The sequence below is a fragment of the Christiangramia oceanisediminis genome, assembly GCF_022570735.2.
Lineage (GTDB): Bacteria > Bacteroidota > Bacteroidia > Flavobacteriales > Flavobacteriaceae > Christiangramia > Christiangramia oceanisediminis.
Genome location: NZ_JANCNS010000001.1, coordinates 1,110,645 through 1,128,891, shown reverse-complemented (window position 1 = coordinate 1,128,891; position 18,247 = coordinate 1,110,645). Strand labels below are relative to the sequence as shown.

General features: G+C 41.7%; 14 protein-coding genes and 1 tRNA gene. 12 read left to right on the top strand and 3 right to left on the bottom strand.

Annotated features, from left to right (window positions below; all coding sequences use genetic code 11):
- Positions 1 to 5: 5 nt before the first annotated feature.
- Positions 6 to 1,277 (bottom strand): ROK family transcriptional regulator, encoded by a 1,272-nt coding sequence (locus tag MKO06_RS05055; protein WP_241549569.1) that lies wholly within the window; start codon positions 1,275 to 1,277, stop codon positions 6 to 8.
- A gap of 195 nt (positions 1,278 to 1,472) precedes the next feature.
- Between MKO06_RS05055 and MKO06_RS05050 the strand changes: the two genes are divergently transcribed.
- From MKO06_RS05050 to dusB, 4 genes are all read left to right on the top strand, one after another.
- On the top strand, positions 1,473 to 2,606 hold the full coding sequence (locus MKO06_RS05050; RefSeq protein ID WP_241549568.1) for an acyltransferase family protein: 1,134 nt from the start codon (positions 1,473 to 1,475) through the stop codon (positions 2,604 to 2,606).
- 10 nt (positions 2,607 to 2,616) lie between these two features.
- Positions 2,617 to 5,559, top strand: coding sequence for a serine hydrolase domain-containing protein (locus MKO06_RS05045; RefSeq protein ID WP_241549567.1), 2,943 nt, complete (start codon positions 2,617 to 2,619; stop codon positions 5,557 to 5,559).
- Between the two features lie 138 nt (positions 5,560 to 5,697).
- Positions 5,698 to 8,127 carry an outer membrane beta-barrel protein gene (locus tag MKO06_RS05040; protein ID WP_241549566.1) on the top strand — a complete coding sequence of 810 codons (2,430 nt, stop codon included), beginning with the start codon at positions 5,698 to 5,700 and terminating at the stop codon, positions 8,125 to 8,127.
- A 68-nt stretch (positions 8,128 to 8,195) separates the two neighbouring features.
- Positions 8,196 to 9,188, top strand: a complete 993-nt coding sequence (gene dusB, locus MKO06_RS05035; RefSeq protein WP_241549565.1) for a tRNA dihydrouridine synthase DusB — start codon at positions 8,196 to 8,198, stop codon at positions 9,186 to 9,188.
- 58 nt (positions 9,189 to 9,246) lie between these two features.
- On the opposite strand, the gene MKO06_RS05030 is transcribed toward dusB, so the two are convergent.
- Together MKO06_RS05030 and rbfA are read right to left on the bottom strand one after the other, a co-directional pair.
- Complete coding sequence (locus MKO06_RS05030; RefSeq protein ID WP_241549564.1) at positions 9,247 to 10,455, bottom strand: ABC transporter permease; 1,209 nt, start codon at positions 10,453 to 10,455, stop codon at positions 9,247 to 9,249.
- Between the two features lies 1 nt (position 10,456).
- On the bottom strand, positions 10,457 to 10,852 hold the full coding sequence (gene rbfA, locus MKO06_RS05025; RefSeq protein WP_241549563.1) for a 30S ribosome-binding factor RbfA: 396 nt from the start codon (positions 10,850 to 10,852) through the stop codon (positions 10,457 to 10,459).
- A gap of 101 nt (positions 10,853 to 10,953) precedes the next feature.
- On the opposite strand from rbfA, the gene mce reads away from it, so the two are divergent.
- The 8 genes from mce to MKO06_RS04985 all read left to right on the top strand — a co-directional run bounded on the left by mce (position 10,954) and on the right by MKO06_RS04985 (position 18,239).
- Positions 10,954 to 11,358 (top strand): methylmalonyl-CoA epimerase, encoded by a 405-nt coding sequence (gene mce, locus MKO06_RS05020; protein WP_241549562.1) that lies wholly within the window; start codon positions 10,954 to 10,956, stop codon positions 11,356 to 11,358.
- Between the two features lie 89 nt (positions 11,359 to 11,447).
- Complete coding sequence (locus MKO06_RS05015; RefSeq protein WP_241549561.1) at positions 11,448 to 13,166, top strand: GMC family oxidoreductase; 1,719 nt, start codon at positions 11,448 to 11,450, stop codon at positions 13,164 to 13,166.
- 3 nt (positions 13,167 to 13,169) lie between these two features.
- Complete coding sequence (locus MKO06_RS05010; protein WP_241549560.1) at positions 13,170 to 13,883, top strand: gluconate 2-dehydrogenase subunit 3 family protein; 714 nt, start codon at positions 13,170 to 13,172, stop codon at positions 13,881 to 13,883.
- A gap of 63 nt (positions 13,884 to 13,946) precedes the next feature.
- Positions 13,947 to 14,020, top strand: a tRNA-Ile gene (locus tag MKO06_RS05005).
- 227 nt (positions 14,021 to 14,247) lie between these two features.
- Positions 14,248 to 15,495 (top strand): primase-helicase family protein, encoded by a 1,248-nt coding sequence (locus tag MKO06_RS05000; protein ID WP_241549559.1) that lies wholly within the window; start codon positions 14,248 to 14,250, stop codon positions 15,493 to 15,495.
- Positions 15,496 to 16,119: 624 nt separating this feature from the next.
- On the top strand, positions 16,120 to 16,989 hold the full coding sequence (locus tag MKO06_RS04995; RefSeq protein WP_241549558.1) for a toprim domain-containing protein: 870 nt from the start codon (positions 16,120 to 16,122) through the stop codon (positions 16,987 to 16,989).
- 90 nt (positions 16,990 to 17,079) lie between these two features.
- Positions 17,080 to 17,376 (top strand): mobilization protein MbpA, encoded by a 297-nt coding sequence (mbpA, locus tag MKO06_RS04990; RefSeq protein ID WP_241549557.1) that lies wholly within the window; start codon positions 17,080 to 17,082, stop codon positions 17,374 to 17,376.
- On the top strand, positions 17,373 to 18,239 hold the full coding sequence (locus MKO06_RS04985; protein ID WP_241549556.1) for a relaxase/mobilization nuclease domain-containing protein: 867 nt from the start codon (positions 17,373 to 17,375) through the stop codon (positions 18,237 to 18,239). The genes mbpA and MKO06_RS04985 overlap by 4 nt, the downstream gene beginning before the upstream one ends.
- The last annotated feature ends 8 nt before the right edge of the window (positions 18,240 to 18,247 follow it).

Below are 18,247 nucleotides of genomic sequence, written 5' to 3'. Positions count from 1 at the left end.
AAATTTTAGTTGATATGTGTTTTTATTAGGTTGGTCTGCTCCTGGAAAATATTTTCCATTACCGCTATAATTCCTCCGTAAAGACTCGAGTTAGGTCCAAGGGTGGATAGTTCTATCTTGGTTCTTTCCTTTAACTGCATCATGCAGTAGGTATTCATTGACTGCTGGATAGGTGTGGTGATGAACTGCCTGGCTTCAGAGATTTTTCCTTCCAGGATGATCAATTCGGGATTAAAGATCTGTACGAGTACAGAGATCCCTTTCCCAAGCTGAATTCCAATATCCGAGATCACGCTTATCGCAAACTGGTCTCCCTTGTTGGCTGCTTCGATGATCACCTGTGGCTCCAGTTTTTCATATTTTGTTTTCAAAAGGTCGTTAAGTATAGAGGTTTGCCCTTTATCAAGACCTTCCTGTGCTTTTTGAACCAGTGCAAGGCCTGATGCTTCGGTTTCCAAACAACCTCTTTTTCCGCAGTGGCATAATTTTCCATCCTCGGTCATTGGAATATGGCCAAATTCTCCAGCGAAGCCAGAAGTTCCCGAATGCATTTTTCCTCCCATGATAATGCCAAGGCCAATACCCCAGTCCATGGAGATCACCAGTACATCCTGTTTATTCCTTGCAAGACCATAACGGAATTCAGCAAGACAGGAACTTTTAGCATCATTAAGGATCGCAACGGGTTTATTAAAGGTGGCTTCCAGTTTTTTCTGAAGAGGAATAGGATCCTGTTCGCTTAAATAATACGTGAAGTTCTTACCTTCTTCAGTAGAAACCAGGCCGGGCATGCTAACACCCACGCCCATTAACTGGTCACCGCTTATTTTTGAATCGGCCAGCAGATCTTTAGACAGGTTATGAAGGTCTTCAACAATTGCCGCGGAAGGCGATAATTCCTTTTCTACGGTCCTTTCAGCAATTATACTTTGATTGTTATCGATAATGGCCAGTTTAATGCTGGCTCTTTCTATGTGAATGGAAAGTACAAAGAACAGATGCTCCCTTAAACCAAACAGGTCTGGCTTGCGCCCTCCTTCCGATTTTCCCTGTCCCGTCTTTACCACGATTCCAGCCTCTTTTAGCTGATTGATGAGGGTCATCAGGGTGGGTAAACTTACATTAAAACGGCTGCAAATATCAGAGTTAGAGGTTTCCCCGTTCAGAAACAGATGTTTGATGATCTTTAATTTCTGCAGGTACTTTTTGCGTTCAACATTGCTCATTCCTGCAATCTCTTTTTTCGAAACCAGGAATCCTTTTAAATTTTTTGTCATATAGTTTTTAGATAGTCAGAATGGCTGTGAAATTATTAAAAACTATTAAAATAGGCATATTAAAAGAAAACAGCTAATTATGATTTAAAATTAATAAAAAAACCGTTATAAAAAAGGACTTAATTAAAAAAATTAGTAAAGATTACTTATTTAAAAAATATATTTACTTTTATAAACAATTAATCTTAGTAAGATATGCTGGAGAAAAGCGCCGAGCCTTTAAAACGCTATCTGGCCCTGGATGTACTTCGCGGAATGACGATCGCTTTGATGGTCCTGGTGAACACTCCGGGTAGCTGGTCAAGCATCTACGCGCCCTTTAAACATGCAGCCTGGCATGGATTTACCGCTACAGACCTTGTGTTTCCAACCTTCCTTTTTGTGGTTGGGAACGCAATGAGTTTCAGTTTCCGGAAATTTAAGGCTGAAGATGCCGGTTTCTGGAAAAAGGTTTTAAGCAGAACTATCCTGATCTTTCTGATTGGTCTTCTTTTAAATGCCTTTCCTTTTCTTACCCGCGAAAATGAAGAACTTGTCTTCAAAGATCTTAGTCAAATTAGAATAATGGGCGTTCTTCAGCGTATCGCCCTCTGTTATTTTTTAGCTAGTTTAATTGTGAAATTTCTCAATTGGAAGGCAATTTCTGGAGTTTCGATCATGATATTATTCGGCTATTGGGCGATCCTATACTTTTTTGGAGATCACCCAAATCCTTATTCGCTGGAGAATAACGCGGCTCTTAAATTTGACCTTTTTCTCTTTTCTCCTGAAAACCTCTGGTCTGGCTTTGGAAAGACCTTCGATCCTGAAGGTTTGCTAAGTACCCTTCCTGCCACCGTAAATGTACTTGCGGGTTTTCTATGCGGAAAGTTCATTCAGAAATACGGTAATTCGAAGAAGACCTTTACTAATTTATTGCTTGCCGGCCTGGTATTTCTTGGAGCAGGGCTTCTATGGGATACCTGGTTTCCTATCAATAAAGCGATCTGGACCAGCAGTTTTGTGATATTCAGCACCGGTTGGGACCTTATAATTCTTGCGTTGCTGGTTTTGATCATCGAACTGCTCGGGCTGAAAAGATGGACCTATTTCTTTCAGGCCTTTGGAAGAAATCCCCTTTTTATCTTCATCCTTTCGGGGGTGATCGTGAAATTATTGATCCTGATTAAAATAGGAGATTCCAGCCTTAAATCCGTAATTTACGACCGGTTTTATTCCAGCTGGTTAGCACCGAATAATGCCTCCCTGCTTTTTGCGTTATCCTTTATGCTGCTAATGTGGCTTATTGGTTTCTGGATGGATAAAAGAAAAATTTATATCAAAGTTTAAGTACATAGAAATGAATCGAATAATTGCCCCTATCGTATTGTGTTTTTTGCTTATTAGCCCGGGTATTATTGCCCAGAATTCGAAACAGCCCGAATTTTTAAAATACACCAACAGCAAATGGGTGGATTCTATTATGAATTCCCTTGGTCCCGATGAACGAATCGCCCAGCTTATAATGGTTGCAGCCTATTCGAATCGCGATGAGGCACACAAACAGGAAATTTTAAAACTTGTAGAAGAGCAAAAGGTGGGTGGTTTGATTTTCTTCCAGGGAGACCCGGTCACCCAGGCCGAACTGATGAATGACTATCAACTTGTCGCTGATGTTCCTCTTCTGGGCGCCATAGATGCTGAATGGGGCCTCGGGATGAGACTGGACAATACCATAAGCTATCCATTCCAGATGGGATTGGGAGCTATTCAGAATGATTCATTGTTATACGAAATGGGCCAGGAGGTCGCCAGTCAGATAAAGAGAGTGGGATTACATGTAAACTTTGCGCCGGTGGTAGATGTAAACAATAATCCCGAAAACCCCGTGATTAACTACAGGTCTTTTGGGGAAGACAAATTAAATGTAACCAAAAAGGGAATAGCCTATATGAAAGGTATGCAGGACAATAATATACTGACTTCTGCAAAACATTTCCCGGGCCACGGCGATACGGCTACCGATTCACATTACGATCTTCCGCAGATCAATCATCCAAGGACACGACTGGATTCCATTGAGATCTACCCGTTTAAAAAATTGATTGATGCCGGAATTGGCGGAGTGATGGTGGCTCACCTGGACATACCAGCCCTGGACGGTTCCGGAGTACCTTCCACGCTTTCAAGGAAAATAATTTCTGACATTTTAAAAGACAGCCTGGAATTTCGCGGCCTGGTGATCACTGATGCAATGAACATGAAAGGCGTGACCAAAGGCAACGAACCGGGAGTGGTTGATAAGGAAGCAATGCTTGCAGGAAATGATCTTCTCGAGTTCACTGAAGATGTTCCTAAGGCGATTTCTGAGATTAGAAATGCTATCGATAAAGGATTGATCACGCAGGAGGAAATAGATAACAGGGTTCGAAAGATCCTTGCGGTAAAGCAATGGGTTGGATTGGATGAATATACCCCAACCAGCACCCAAAACATGGTCGCAGATCTGAACACAGCTGAGGCAAAACTTCTACACCGCAGGCTGGTGGAGGCCTCATTAACCCTGCTTAAGAATGAGGCTTCCCTGATTCCTTTGCAAAGACCGGATAGCCTGAAGATCGCTTCCATTTCGATTGGAGCGGAGCAAATGACCAGGTTCCAGGAAGGACTTGAATTATATGCCAGGGTTGCCCATTTTCAGCTTCCTGTTGAGGCTACTTCCAAGGAAATAGATTCGTTAAAGGAAAGATTAAAAGATTATAACCTGGTGATCGCAGGCTTGCACGACATTAGCAAATATCCGCGAAACGCCGTAGGCTTTTCCAAAGAGGTCCAGGAATTCATTTCAGAATTAAGCGGTCGTGAAAATACCATTCTGAGTCTCTTCAAGAACCCCTATGTTATTGCCAGTTTAGATAATATCGAAAACGCCCAGGTTCTTATTGAAGCTTACCAGGACTCAGAGGTTACCCAGGAAATGGCGGCGCAGCTTATTTTTGGGGCGATTGGTGCCAGTGGCAAACTTCCGGTTAGTGTTGGTGAAAAATTCAAATTAGGTGACGGATTGAATTCTAAAAGCCTTGGCAGGTTTAAATATACTTTACCGGAAGAAGCGGGCATGAAATCCAGTTATTTATTTCCTAAGGTAGATTCCCTAATGCAGCAGGCGATCGATGCCAAAGCCATTCCCGGAGGCCAGATCCTGATCGCCAGGAACGGAAAGGTGGTGATGCATAAAGCTTACGGGTTTCACAGGTATAGCGATACCATCAGGGTAAAAAAAAACGACCTTTACGACCTGGCCTCGGTAACCAAGATTTCTTCGGCCTTGCCGGCTTTGATGAAATTGTACGATGAGGGCAAATTCAGTCTTGATGCCGGGATAGATGATTACCTGCCATATTTCAGGAATTCGAATAAAGCGGGAATCCCATTCCGCCAGATCCTGGCACACCAGGCGAGGCTCAAACCATGGATCCCTTACTGGAAAAACACCCTGAGAAAGAATGGTAGTTTTAAGTGGAACACCTTTAAAAAGGATTCTTCAGCAAGGTATCCTATAAAGGTGAGCGACGAGCTGTGGTTACATAGAAATTACCAGAAAAAGATCTTCAGGGAGATCAAGAAATCTCCGCTGGAGGAAAAGGCTGAATATAAATATTCCGGGCTTGTTTTTTATTTATTGCCCAGCATTGTAGAAGAAATCACCAATGAAGATTACAGGACATATCTAAACGAGAATTTTTATTCGCCGCTTGGTGCCACGACCCTTACCTATAATCCCATGGAGGAATTTCCTGAAAGCCAGATCGTGCCTACCGAGAGTGACTTTAATTTCAGAAGAGAAACCATACACGGCAATGTGCATGACGAAGGCGCCATCATGATGGGCGGAGTTTCGGCCAATGCGGGGCTTTTTGCCAATGCCACCGATATCGCAAAGTTGATGCAAATGTACCTGAACATGGGTGAATATGCCGGTAAGCGATATATTTCAGAAGCTACTTTAAAAGAGTTCTCAAAAACCCAATTTCCCGAAAATGAAAACCGCAGGGCACTTGGATTTGATAAACCCAACCTGGAATATACCGGTGAGAACAATAATACCGCTAAATCTGCCAGTGAAAGCAGCTTTGGTCATACCGGTTTCACCGGGACCATGGTGTGGGTAGATCCTGAATACGACCTGCTTTATATTTTCCTTTCCAACCGCGTGTTGCCAACCCGAGAAAATACCCGTTTGTACCAGCTGAATACCCGAACCCAGATACAGCAGGCGATCTACGATTCTATGATGGATTAGAATTTTGAAAATTGGGTAGTTCTTTTCGATTTTGATAAGCTATTTGCTTTCAGGGCGATATATCCTTAAAATATTGTAAAAATCGCCAGAAAGTATATATTTGTTCTGCTTTTGCCCAAAAAATCGAACTAACCATTCATGATAAATACCAAGTTCATCCCCCTGATCTTATTGCTTTTTCCTATCCTTTCTTTTTCGCAAAGTCAGCTTACGGGAAGTGTTCGGGATAGCAATAACGAGCCAGTTTCATACGCCAATATCATCCTTTTTAATGCCCAGGATTCCACAACGGTTTACCGGGGAACCGTGACCGAGGAAGATGGGAGTTTCAGTTTTGATAGTGTTGAAAACAAAGCCTATGTATTAAAGGCCAGTTTTATTGGTTATGCTGAAAAAGTGTTGAGAATCGAGGTGAATGGGAATACCCGTTTGGAGCCTATTACCCTGAATGCATCTTCAGATTCACTCGATGAAGTAACCGTAAACGTCAGGAAACCTAAAGTGACCCGAAGCGTGGATCGCCTTGTTTTTGATGTGGAGAATTCTGTTTTGTCATCTGGGAATACTTTTGATATTTTGAAGAAAACACCTGGGGTGATCGTGAGCCAGGGACAGTTACTGGTTCGAAACAGGGCAGCGACGGTTTACATCAATGAACGGAAAGTTTATTTAAGCGCCCAGGAATTACAACAGTTGCTGGAAGGCTTTTCTGCAGGCAATATCAAATCGGTTGAAGTGATCACCAATCCTCCTGCCAGGTATGACGCCGAAGGTGGAGCGATCCTGAATATCGTCACTTCAAAGAATATCTCTATTGGCTATAAAGGAAGTTTTAATGCTTCAAACACCATTGCCAGGGTTCCAAAATATAACCTTGGAACCAGTCAGTATTATAAAAATGACTGGCTGAATGTCTTCGGAAGTTATAACTATAACCAGAGGGATGCCTTAAAAAAGGACGAAAGTTATACTGAATTCTTCGAGCCTGGCGGTGGGACAGATTCTGAATGGCTTACCGATTTTCGAAGAGATACCGAAAGCTATTCACATAGCGTGAGCACGATCCTTGATTTTATTTTAAGTGAAAAAAGCACGCTGAACCTAAGCGCTAATTTACTGTTCACTCCAAAAACCGATTCGGATATAAGCGGACTAACCGAAATATACCAGCCTTCAGGTAGCCTGGATTCATTATTCACTACAGATAGCCGACTGGAGAATGAAACCAAAAACCTGCTTTTTAGCGCTGCCTATTCCACCAGTTTTGGAGAAAATACCAGTTTTGAGGCAGTTGCGAATTATATCAAATATGATGATGAACAGCTTCAGGACCTGGAGACCGAGTATTTTGGTCCGCAGGGAAATTTGCTGAATCAGAATGCCTTTTCAACTTTTGCTCAACAGGAAAGCGATATTTTCACGGCTCAATTCGACATCAGTACCATGCTGGGTGGTTCATCCTTTGAGACCGGGGCAAAATATTCAGGTTTGCAAACCCAGACCGGGCAGGACTTTTTCGGAAACAATTCCGGGGTGCAGCCATTCATGGGAGCCTTATCTGACGAGCTGGACTACGATGAAAATATTTACGCCGCTTATGCAAGCCTTTCGCATGACTGGGATAACATTAGTATGAAAGCCGGTTTAAGAGGTGAGTATACCGATGTTCAGGGAATTTCGAATTCCTTCGGCCTTGTGAATAACCAGGAATATTTTCAGCTTTTCCCGACATTTTACCTGATGTACACCGGGAGTGAAAAACATGCATTCGGGATCGATTACAGCAGGAGGATACAAAGACCGGCCTTTCAAAACCTGAATACGTATCGCTATTTCCTGAACGAAAATAATTTCCAGGATGGAAATCCTAACCTGATGCCTGCGATTACCAACAAGATCAATTTCAATTATACCTTTGATAATAAATGGTCTTTCGATCTTTACTGGGATCGGGCAGATGATTATATTCAAAACTTACCCTTCCAGGACAACCAGAACAGGACCCTCAGGACAGAGAGCCTTAACCTGAATTATAACCAGCAGTTCAGCCTTGATATCAGTTATTTCAGTTACCTGAAAGACTGGTGGTATTTGTCTTTTTACTCCTCGATCTTTTATATGGAAAACGAGTTCCCGGCTTTGGAGAGTGGCGGACAGCTTGTTCAAAAAGACATTTTCAGCACCTATGTGCAGGCTTATAATTACCTGGTATTGTCTGAAGACGGTACTTTTTCGGCAGAGGTTATCGGGACCTTTAGTCCGGACTGGCTTGCAGGTTCCTATGAATTCGATGAGATGCAGTACGGGATCGACATTGGTCTAAGGAAAACTTTCATGGATTCGAGGCTTGTCGCCACTATCGATGCACAGGATATTTTCAACTCGATGAATATTCCGCTTAAATCCCAGTACCTCAATCAGAATAACGGTTATTTCGCACGGCCGGAATCCAGGATGATACGGTTTGGACTTATCTATAAATTCGGAAATTTCCGCCTAAGCGATAATAACAGGGCCATTGATGCCGAAGAAAGCGAGCGTTTAAAAGAGAAAGGACCTCTGGACTAAGAGGCTGAAATTCATATTTTTAGACAACCGAAATATTTACTAATTTTGCCATCTCAAAAACAGAGGCTTTGGCAAAAATTGGAAATATAGATGTAGGAGACTTCCCGCTGCTTTTGGCACCGATGGAAGATGTGAGCGACCCGCCGTTTCGTGCGCTTTGCAAGGAACAGGGAGCCGATGTGGTTTTCACCGAATTCATTTCTTCTGAAGGGCTTATTCGCGATGCCGCGAAAAGTACCATGAAACTGGATATTTACGAAAAGGAACGCCCGGTTGGGATACAGATCTTTGGCGCGAACCTGGAATCCATGCTTCAGTCGGTTGAAATTGTGGAAAAATCGGGACCCGATATTATCGATATCAACTTTGGATGCCCGGTTAAAAAAGTGGTTTCCAAAGGAGCCGGTGCCGGAATCCTAAAAGATATAGACCTGATGGTTTCGCTTACCGAAGCCATGGTTAAGCACACCAAACTTCCGGTTACGGTAAAAACAAGATTGGGTTGGGATCACGATTCCATCAAGATCATTGAGGTAGCTGAAAGGCTTCAGGATGTGGGCTGCCAGGCTATTTCGATCCACGGAAGAACCAGAGCTCAAATGTATAAAGGAGAAGCCGACTGGAGGCCGATCGCTGAGGTAAAGAACAACCCGCGTATGCATATTCCTGTTTTCGGGAATGGTGATGTTGATACTCCGGAACGCGCCATGGAAATGCGTGATCAATACGGCCTGGACGGCGCGATGATAGGCCGTGCAAGTATCGGTTACCCGTGGTTCTTCCGCGAGGTAAAGCATTATTTCGAGACCGGGGAGCATCTTCCGCCACCAAGCATGAAGGAAAGACTGGATGCTGCCAGGAGACATCTTCAAATGGCGATCGACTGGAAAGGTGAGAAACTGGGCGTTTTTGAAACCCGTCGCCACTATACCAATTATTTCAAAGGAATTCCACACTTCAAGGAATACCGAATGAAAATGGTGACCAGTGATGATTCAAAAGATGTTTTTGACGCCTTTGATGAGGTAGAAAGAGAATTCGCCGATTACGAATTTGCTTAAAATGTCATGCTGAGCGCAGTGGAAGCAGTACATATTAAATAGTACTAGATCTAAATATTTAATCGGCCTTTAGCGCTTTTTTGCTTCGGCCCGCTGCGATATAAGAGGCGATCAAACCAAGGATAAATATAGTAACGATCACTACCAGAACGTTCTCAAGCTTCATTTGAACCGGATAGGGAAGATTAGGCGTGATCATGACGAGGTCGAAATTCATCTGTAAAACTATTAATAGCATAGCTACTACCAGGCCTATCAATCCTCCCAGGCAGGTCATCAACATTCCCTGCATAAAGAAGATATTTTTGATCTGGTTGGGCGTTGCTCCAAGGCTGTAAAGCGTTTTTATGTTTTCCCGTTTATCCAGGATCATCACGATGATGGAACCTACCACGTTAAATAGCGCGATGGTAAGCACGAGGGTGAAAATAAGATAGACGAACAGGTTCTCCGAATTCAGCATTTTATTGAGCGCATCGTTCAATTCTGCCCTGGTTTTAACTTCTATATTGTTGTTGAAGATGCTATTAATTTTATCGCTCACATCCTGGGACGAGGCTCCAGGATTTAACCTGAACTCGATCGCAGAATATTCATTTTCCTCAAGATTCAACAAATCCCGGGCAAGGCCAATATTGCTGAAAATATACCTGTCGTCCAGTTCTTCATTTACACTATATATTCCTGTAACCACGACCTGGCGTTGAGTGAAAGCATCCTGAATATTGGTCATGCTTATTTGTCCCCTGCCTGGTTTTGGAACCATGACCTTTAAAAGGTTCTGATAATTAAAGACTCCAACATTCAACAGCCTGGAAAGGCCGTTACCCATCACCACCTGAGGTTCGCTGCTGGTTAACCAGGTGCCGAATACGATGGCACTGTCTATCTGGTTTACCTGGCGGTATCTCTCATCCACACCTTTAATAAAAGCCGGCTGTTGTTTGGATCTAAAACTGAGTATCACCCGTTCCTCGATGACCTTGCTGAAATTTTCAATGTCTTCTAGCTTTTCGAGTTCATTGAGCTGGGAATCTGAAATCTGAATGGTTTTTCCCTGTTTCGGAAAAATCTTGAGATCAGGATCAAATTCGTTGGAAAAGGACAGGCTGAAATCCCGCAAACCTGAAAATCCGCTTAAAACGATAAATAAGGAGAAAGCTCCTGCAAAAACCCCTATTGCCGCGATAATGGTGATAATATTGATCGCATTGCTCTTGCTCTTGGTGAACAAGTATCGTTTGGCAATATAGAGGGGAAACTTCAAATTATGATTTTTTCCTCTTGTCCAGAAGATCCGGATTACTGATTGGGTTCTCTTTTCCTTTTATGGATTGTTCTATACCATCAATATACTCCAGAGAATCATCGATATAAAAATTAAGATCAGGCATTTTTCGAAGCTGATGCTTGGTGCGTTGGGCAACCTCATGCTTGATCTGGGAAGTATTCTCCTTGATCTCTTTAAGCACTTCTTCCTGGTGTTTCGCCGGAAAAATACTGATATAGGCCTTGGCGATAGAAAGATCGGTCGTGACCCTTACCTTGGAAACAGAAATCAAGATTCCTGTCCTGCCGCTTTCTCTTAATGAATTCTGTAAGATATCGGCCAGATCCTTCTGCAATAATCCTCCTATCTTTTTCTGTCTGTTTGTTTCTTCCATGCTACAAAAGTAAAATTTTTAAGTGTGAAATATCTTCATCCTGATGAAATTGAACGATATAAGATTAATTAATGATATTTGTTCAGCAAATACCTAAGAAAATGAAGAAAATTGAACATATAGGAATTGCGGTAAAAGACCTGGAAGCCGCGAACAAAATATATAAGGCTGTTCTTGGATCGGAACATTACAAAACCGAAACCGTGGAAAGCGAGGGGGTGAGTACTTCCTTTTTTAAGATTGGAGAAAGCAAGATCGAGTTATTAGCTGCCACAAGGCCGGATAGCCCAATCGGAAAATTCATCGAAAAGCGGGGCGAGGGGATTCACCATATGGCTTTTTATGTAGATGATATCGAAGCCGAAATTGAACGCCTTAAGGGAGAAGGTTTCCGGCTTCTGAACGAAACCCCGAAACCGGGAGCAGACAACAAGATAGTTGCCTTTATGCATCCGAAGGATGCCAACGGGGTATTGGTGGAGCTATGCGCCGATAAGAAATCGTAAGAAATCTTATTTTTTAACATTTCTTTTTATAATTTGTAGGGGTAAAAATTAATTGCTTACCAAATCAGAATTCTTCTAAAGTTTTACCTATGCAAATAAAGGAATCTTCCACGGTCTACGACGTCATCATTGTGGGATCGGGGGCCGGTGGAGGGATGGCCACAAAAGTACTGGCCGATGCCGGGCTAAATGTTGCCGTTGTAGAAGCAGGACCTTTCTTCGATCCTGCAGACCCCGAACAAATGACCCAGATGAAATGGTCTTATCAGTCACCTCGAAGAGGTGCGGGAACTCAAAGACCTTTTGGTGATTTTGACGCTGCCTACGGGGGCTGGGAAATAGACGGGGAACCTTATACTCATAAAGACGGAACAAAATTCGATTGGTTCAGGTCGAGAATGTTGGGTGGTAGAACCAATCACTGGGGGAGAATTTCACTTCGTTTCAGTGAAAGGGATTTTAAGCATAAAAGTGTTGATGGGCTCGGAGAAGACTGGCCTATAGGATATGAAGATGTAAAACCCTATTATGATAAAGTAGATAAATTGATCGGGCTTTTTGGGTCTAAGGAAAACCTGCCTAATGAGCCCGATGGTTTTTTTCTTCCGCCTCCAAAACCAAGACTTCATGAGTTATTCTATATTAAAGGAGCCCGGAAGTCAGGGGTGCCTGTGATTCCTTCCAGGATGTCTATGGTCACTAAAAAGATCAGTAACGACAGGGGAATTTGCTTCTATTGCGGGCAATGCAACCGGGCCTGTTCGGCTTACGCCGATTTTTCTGCAGGTACCTGTTTGATATTTCCCGCTCAGAAAAGTGGCGGACAGGTTAGGATCTATACCAACTCCATGGTTCGTGAAGTCCTGGTAGACGACAGGGGAAAAGCTACAGGGGTTTCGTACATCAATAAAGAAGACCGGAAAGAATACCAGTTAAAAGGAAAGATCGTGGTTTTAGCAGCTTCAGCCTGTAGTAGCGCCAGAATCCTGTTAAATTCAAAAAGTGAACAACACCCTAACGGACTTGGAAACGGGAGTGATATCGTTGGAAAGTACCTTCACGATTCAACCGGAGCCAGCAGGGCAGCTTTTGTTCCGGACCTTATGAACCGGAAACTATACAATGAAGATGGCGTAGGTGGTATGCATGTGTATACCCCATGGTGGCTTGATAACAAAAATCTCGATTTTCCAAGGGGCTATCATATTGAAGTATGGGGAGGAATAGGAATGCCCAGTTACGGATTCGGATTTGATGTAAACGCTCTGAACAGGTTCTTTGGAACTACCGTGGGTGGCTACGGAAATAGTTTAAGAGCAGATGCTAAAAAATACTATGGTTCGGTTATGGGTATGTCTGGCAGGGGAGAGTCAATAGCCATGAAAGATAATTATTGCGAGATCGACCCGAATACCGTGGATGAATTCGGAATTCCCGTCCTGCGGTTTCATTATAAATGGAGCGATTACGAGCGGAAACAGGCCAGGCATATGCAGGACACCTTCGAGGAAATAATTCAAAATATGGGTGGAGAGGTAATTGGAGATAAACCCGGGGAGGAAACCGATTATGGCTTGCTTAATCCCGGAAGAATTATCCACGAAGTTGGTACCACGCGAATGGGTACCAATAAAAAGGAATCGGTGGTTAATGAGTTCCAGCAAATGCATGAAGTAGATAATGTGTTCATTACAGATGCTGGCCCATTCGTATCCCAGGCCGATAAGAACCCAACCTGGACCATACTGGCACTAAGCTGGAGAACTTCAGATTATATTATAGAACAGTTGAAAAAGCAAAACCTCTAGGCTATGAAAAGAAGAGAGAGTTTAAAATACATCGTACTAGGATCTGCTGCAGTTACTGTACCCCTTCAGGGTTGTAATAACGATACTGAAACTGAAAAGCTAGTTGAAGCGAGCAAAAATCTTCCGGCTTATGGCAGAACGGAAGCAGAAAAAAAGCATGACGAGCAGTTGCTTGAAAAACAGTTCTTCAATGAGCATGAATTAGATACACTCGGCGTTCTATGCGCTTTGATATTGCCGGCTAATGAAGAATATGGTAGTGCTACCGATGCGGGTTCGGTTGATTTTATTGAGTTCATGGTCAAGGATTATCCTCCTTTTCAAACCCCACTGAGAGGTGGCTTGATGTGGCTGGATCACGAGGCAAATTCGAGGTTCGATAAAGATTTCAATTCATTAAAAGAAAATGACCAAAAATCGATTTTAGAAGATATCGCTTTTGAAGTTGAAGAAGATGAGTCGACACATCTCGCCCAGGGAAGAAAGTTCTTTGCTTTGGTGCGTAATTTGACACTTACCGGATATTTTACTTCTGAAATGGGTATAAAGGATATTGGGTATAAGGGGAACAGACCCAATGTTTGGGATGGAGTTCCCCAGGATGTCCTGGACCAGCATGGAGTTGAATATGAACCGGAATGGCTCGAAAAATGCATTGATCAAAGCAAGCGAATGATACAGGCTCAATGGGATGAAAACGGTAATTTGATCACCTGATTTATTCTACTAATATCCCTTGTGGAAAATTAAAAATAATGCTAATATTGCAAACCTATTTCAGGTCCCATAGCTCAGTTGGTTAGAGCACCTGACTCATAATCAGGTGGTCCTTGGTTCGAGCCCAAGTGGGACCACTAGTAAAATCAAGGCTTCGCAAATTCAGTTTTGCGGAGCCTTCATTTTTCACACGTATTTCACACGTAGAATAACTAAAAAATAATTTTTGCATTCAAAATATATCATTTGTATTTATATTAAATTTATTTGAAATATATTCATAATAGTTGATATTAAATGATATATTTTGACGTATATTCATAAATAGTAGTATTTTGTTATTAATTTCGTAATTATAAAATGTTTGTTTACTTTTAATAGGTCATGTACTTACTGGTCTATTTTGGAGAAGGAAAACATATATTTTAGAGTAGGAACTCAGTATTTTAAACTGGTGAAAATTCCTACTATTTCAGGGCATACGAATCAAAATTTGATTCCCTGGAATATCGAAACTATCCGCCAGGATCATGGTAAGACCTTTCTAGCCCAAATCCCTAAATTTGATGGCTTCACTTGCATTCCAGACCATCTTAACTTTCAATCGACCTTCCATAATTTTTATAATACCTATGCTCCCTTGAGCCATAGTCCAGAGGAAGGAAGTATCAATCGATCTTTAGCATTCATCAATCATATTTTCGGTTCTCATGCTGAACTCGGGCTGGACTACCTGCAGTTATTGTATACCAAACCCACTCAGATTCTTCCCATTCTTTGCCTTGTTTCTCAGGAACGCTCTACTGGAAAGAGCTCCTTTCTAAAATGGCTAAAGAACATCTTCCAGGGGAACCTTTCCTATTTGCTCAATGATGATTTCAGTAGCCAGTTCAATTCCGACTGGACTAATAAACTGCTTATCTGTGTGGATGAAGTGCTGTTTAATAAGGAAGAACTCACCGAGCGTATCAAATACCTCAGTACCACTAATTATAACAAGCTTGAGGCAAAAGGAAAGGATAAGAGGGAAGTAGAGTTTTTTGGCAAGTTTATCCTCTGCAGTAATAATGAGGAAAACTTTATCAAGATCGACCAACATGAAACCCGCTTCTGGGTTCTTAAAGTACCCAGGGCCGAAAAGGAAGAAACCGAATTACTAGAAAAACTACAAAATGAGATCCCGGCATTTCTCTATTTTCTTTCGAATCGGGAAATGAATACAAGCAAGAAAACGCGTATGTGGTTTACTCCTGAGCAATTAGAAACCAAAGCCTTAAAAAGGCTGGTTCATAATAACAGGAACCGGGTGGAGAAGGAGATGGCCAGTTTACTACTTGCCATCATGGAAACAGATAATTCTGAGGAGATCAAAGTATGTCCGGTAGATGTTTTAAATGCCCTGGGTAAATCCCGGGTACGAACTGACCTGACCCAGATCCGGAAGATCTTTAAAAGAGACTGGAAACTTTCCAGTCAATCGAACTCTAATAGCTACTTGCGCTTTGTCACTTACGCTGATGGAGATATTAACTGGAAGGAAGCTAAAGGGCGCTATTTCACCATAACTAAAATGTTCTTACAGCAGCAGTTTGAGGAAGAGAAGGTCGAGTAGATTCTACTGGCTCGAACAAAAATGATGATTTGATGAAAAAATGATGACAGGGAAATACCAGTATTCACAGGGGGTTCCCATGTGTTGTCATCAATTCATCATTTTGAAACGGACTTTTCAGGGAAAAGCTTTTGATTCTCTCTTTTTTTTGATGAATTGATGACAGAATAAGATGAGCCCAGTAATAGTAAGGGTTTAGGCTGTCATCAAAATGTCATCAAACTGTCATCAAAATGAAAATGATGACAAAATTAAGAAAAGACTGACGGGATACTAAACATGGCTAAATAGCAATAATGAAAATGCTATTGAAATAAAAAAGGAAGGAAAGTCTTTCATCCGTTTACCTAAACAAAACCCCGTCCAGGGGTGAGGGCTTTGTTTAGGTAAACCATGAAAGAAATAATTTAAAAAATATAAAAGTCACTTACCTACTTACCTAAAATCTGTGAAACCGAATGATAGCGGGACATTCAGCCAGGTAAGTAAAACTAGATTCATCTTACCTAAGTTACCTAAAAACAGGAATCCAGGTAAGATAGGTAAGATAAGGTAAGTAGCATTTTTATTTGAAAAGCCTTGCTACTGCTGCAATAGGTAAGTAGGTAACTAAAATTTGAAAAAATGAATTTAAAAAAATTAACCTGTGAAAGAGCCCGCAGTATTTGCATCGTGCAAACACTCGCAAAACTGGGGCACTTTCCCAGTAAGACAACAGAGAAAGAAGCCTGGTTTCTGAGTCCCCTTCGGTCAGAAACACAGGCCTCTTTCAAGGTATCTTTAAAACTAAACCGATGGTACGACTTCGGAATAGGTGAAGGTGGAAATGTCATCGACCTGGTATCCAAAGTTTCAAACTGTAGTGTTGCTGAAGCCCTGGAATTCCTTTCAGATGATCTGCCGGTATTTAGAACTCAAAACCATGAACCTCATATCTATAAAAAAGATAGCTGCAACAGGGTTATAGAAGTAAGACCGATCTCCAAAAGCCATTTAAGGAAGTATCTGAGATCTAGAGGTATTTCTTTACAGGTTGCCCGAACCTATTGCAAAGAGGTTTGGTATGAATCTAAAGGCTCCATTTACTATGCCATCGGACTTCAGAATATCGAAGGCGGCTGGGAACTGCGCAATCTCTATTTTAAAACTTCAACATCCCCAAAGACCTATACATTCATTAAAAATCAGAAGGATATTCTGGTGGTATGTGAAGGTATGTTTGACCTGTTATCCATCGCTGAATTGTACCCCGAAGAACTAAAGAATTCAGATGCTATTTGTTTAAACTCCATTTCATTTTTACAAAAGATCACCCCTTATTTTCAAAAATATAGAACAGTTGATCTTTACCTGGATAATGATCTTCCCGGAAAGAAAAACACCACTGAATTATTAAAGTATTATCCGAATATAAAAGACCAGAGTTATCGCTATAAAAACTATAAGGACCTCAATGAAAAACTAGCTTGTGGACACAGGATTTCCACAAGCTAAAATCGTTTTTGAGTAGCAAAGCAAGATGTGTCATTGTCATGACAATCTTGCTTTGCGCCCGGAGGTTGCAAAGATTAAAAAGACAGAATTATGAAACGGGAAGTCATCCAGATTCGATGCTCGATCTACGAGAAAAAGCTACTCAAAAAAAGAGCGGCCAGGGCTGGAATTTCACTTTCGGAATACTTGCGGTTAACCGCATTTCAAATCAATATTGTTGAAAGACTCACTCCTGAACAACTGGAATGTTACCAGATGCTTATCCAGTACAAGAACAACTTTATGCGAATCAGCAATATGTTCAAACATCGTGATTCCAGGTTGGCTAAAGAAGTTGAAGATCTCGCCGAAAAAATTAGAACCCATCTACAAAACTTTCAAAAATGATCGGAAAGGGACAATCCATATCACGAACCCAGGCATCCATCGCATATGGCTGGAACCAGGAAAAAGAAGCCGAAGTGGTTCTTAAACAATATCTGGCCGGCGATACACCAGAGGAGATCACCGATGAGTTTAAGATCATCCAATCGCAAAATGACCGGTGCATTAAAAATACCTTGAGCTTTGTGGTGAGTCCAACCATCAAAGATGGTAAGAATTTAAACCATCAAGATCTGGAAATGATCGCTCAGCGATTCATTAAAGAGATGGATCTAAAGAATCATCAGGCTATTGGTTTTGTTCATAAGGATAAAGAGCATACCCATATTCATATCTATGCGAACCGTATCAGTTTAAAGGGTGAAGTCTATAAAGACAATTTTATAGGTAAGCGAAGTCAGATTGCCGCAGACAATGTTGCTAAACAATTAGGTCTTACCCGGGTAAGAGAAGTTCAACATGAAAAGCTACAGGAATTAAAATGGCACCGACTGGCCATTAAACATGTTAATAACACAGTAATGGAAACCCGGCCTAAATCCCTGGATGAATATATCAAAAACATGAAAGCCTGTAATGTAAAAGTGATTCTTAGTATCAATAAATCAAATCAGCTGCAGGGTTTTCGTTTTGAATACCAGGGCGTCAATTTGAAAGGTAGTGAGGTAGACCGCTCCATGAGTGGCAGCAAATTAATTGCATCTATTACTCAGAATAATGGATATCAAAAATCCAGGGACGCTCCAAAAACACTGAAACTGATCAATAGTACAGTACAATTAAGTACAAACATGGCTAATAAAATAGCGAAAGACCTGGCGAAACAGGTAATTAAACGTGGCCTTGATGCCGGTATGGGATATTAAAATGAAAA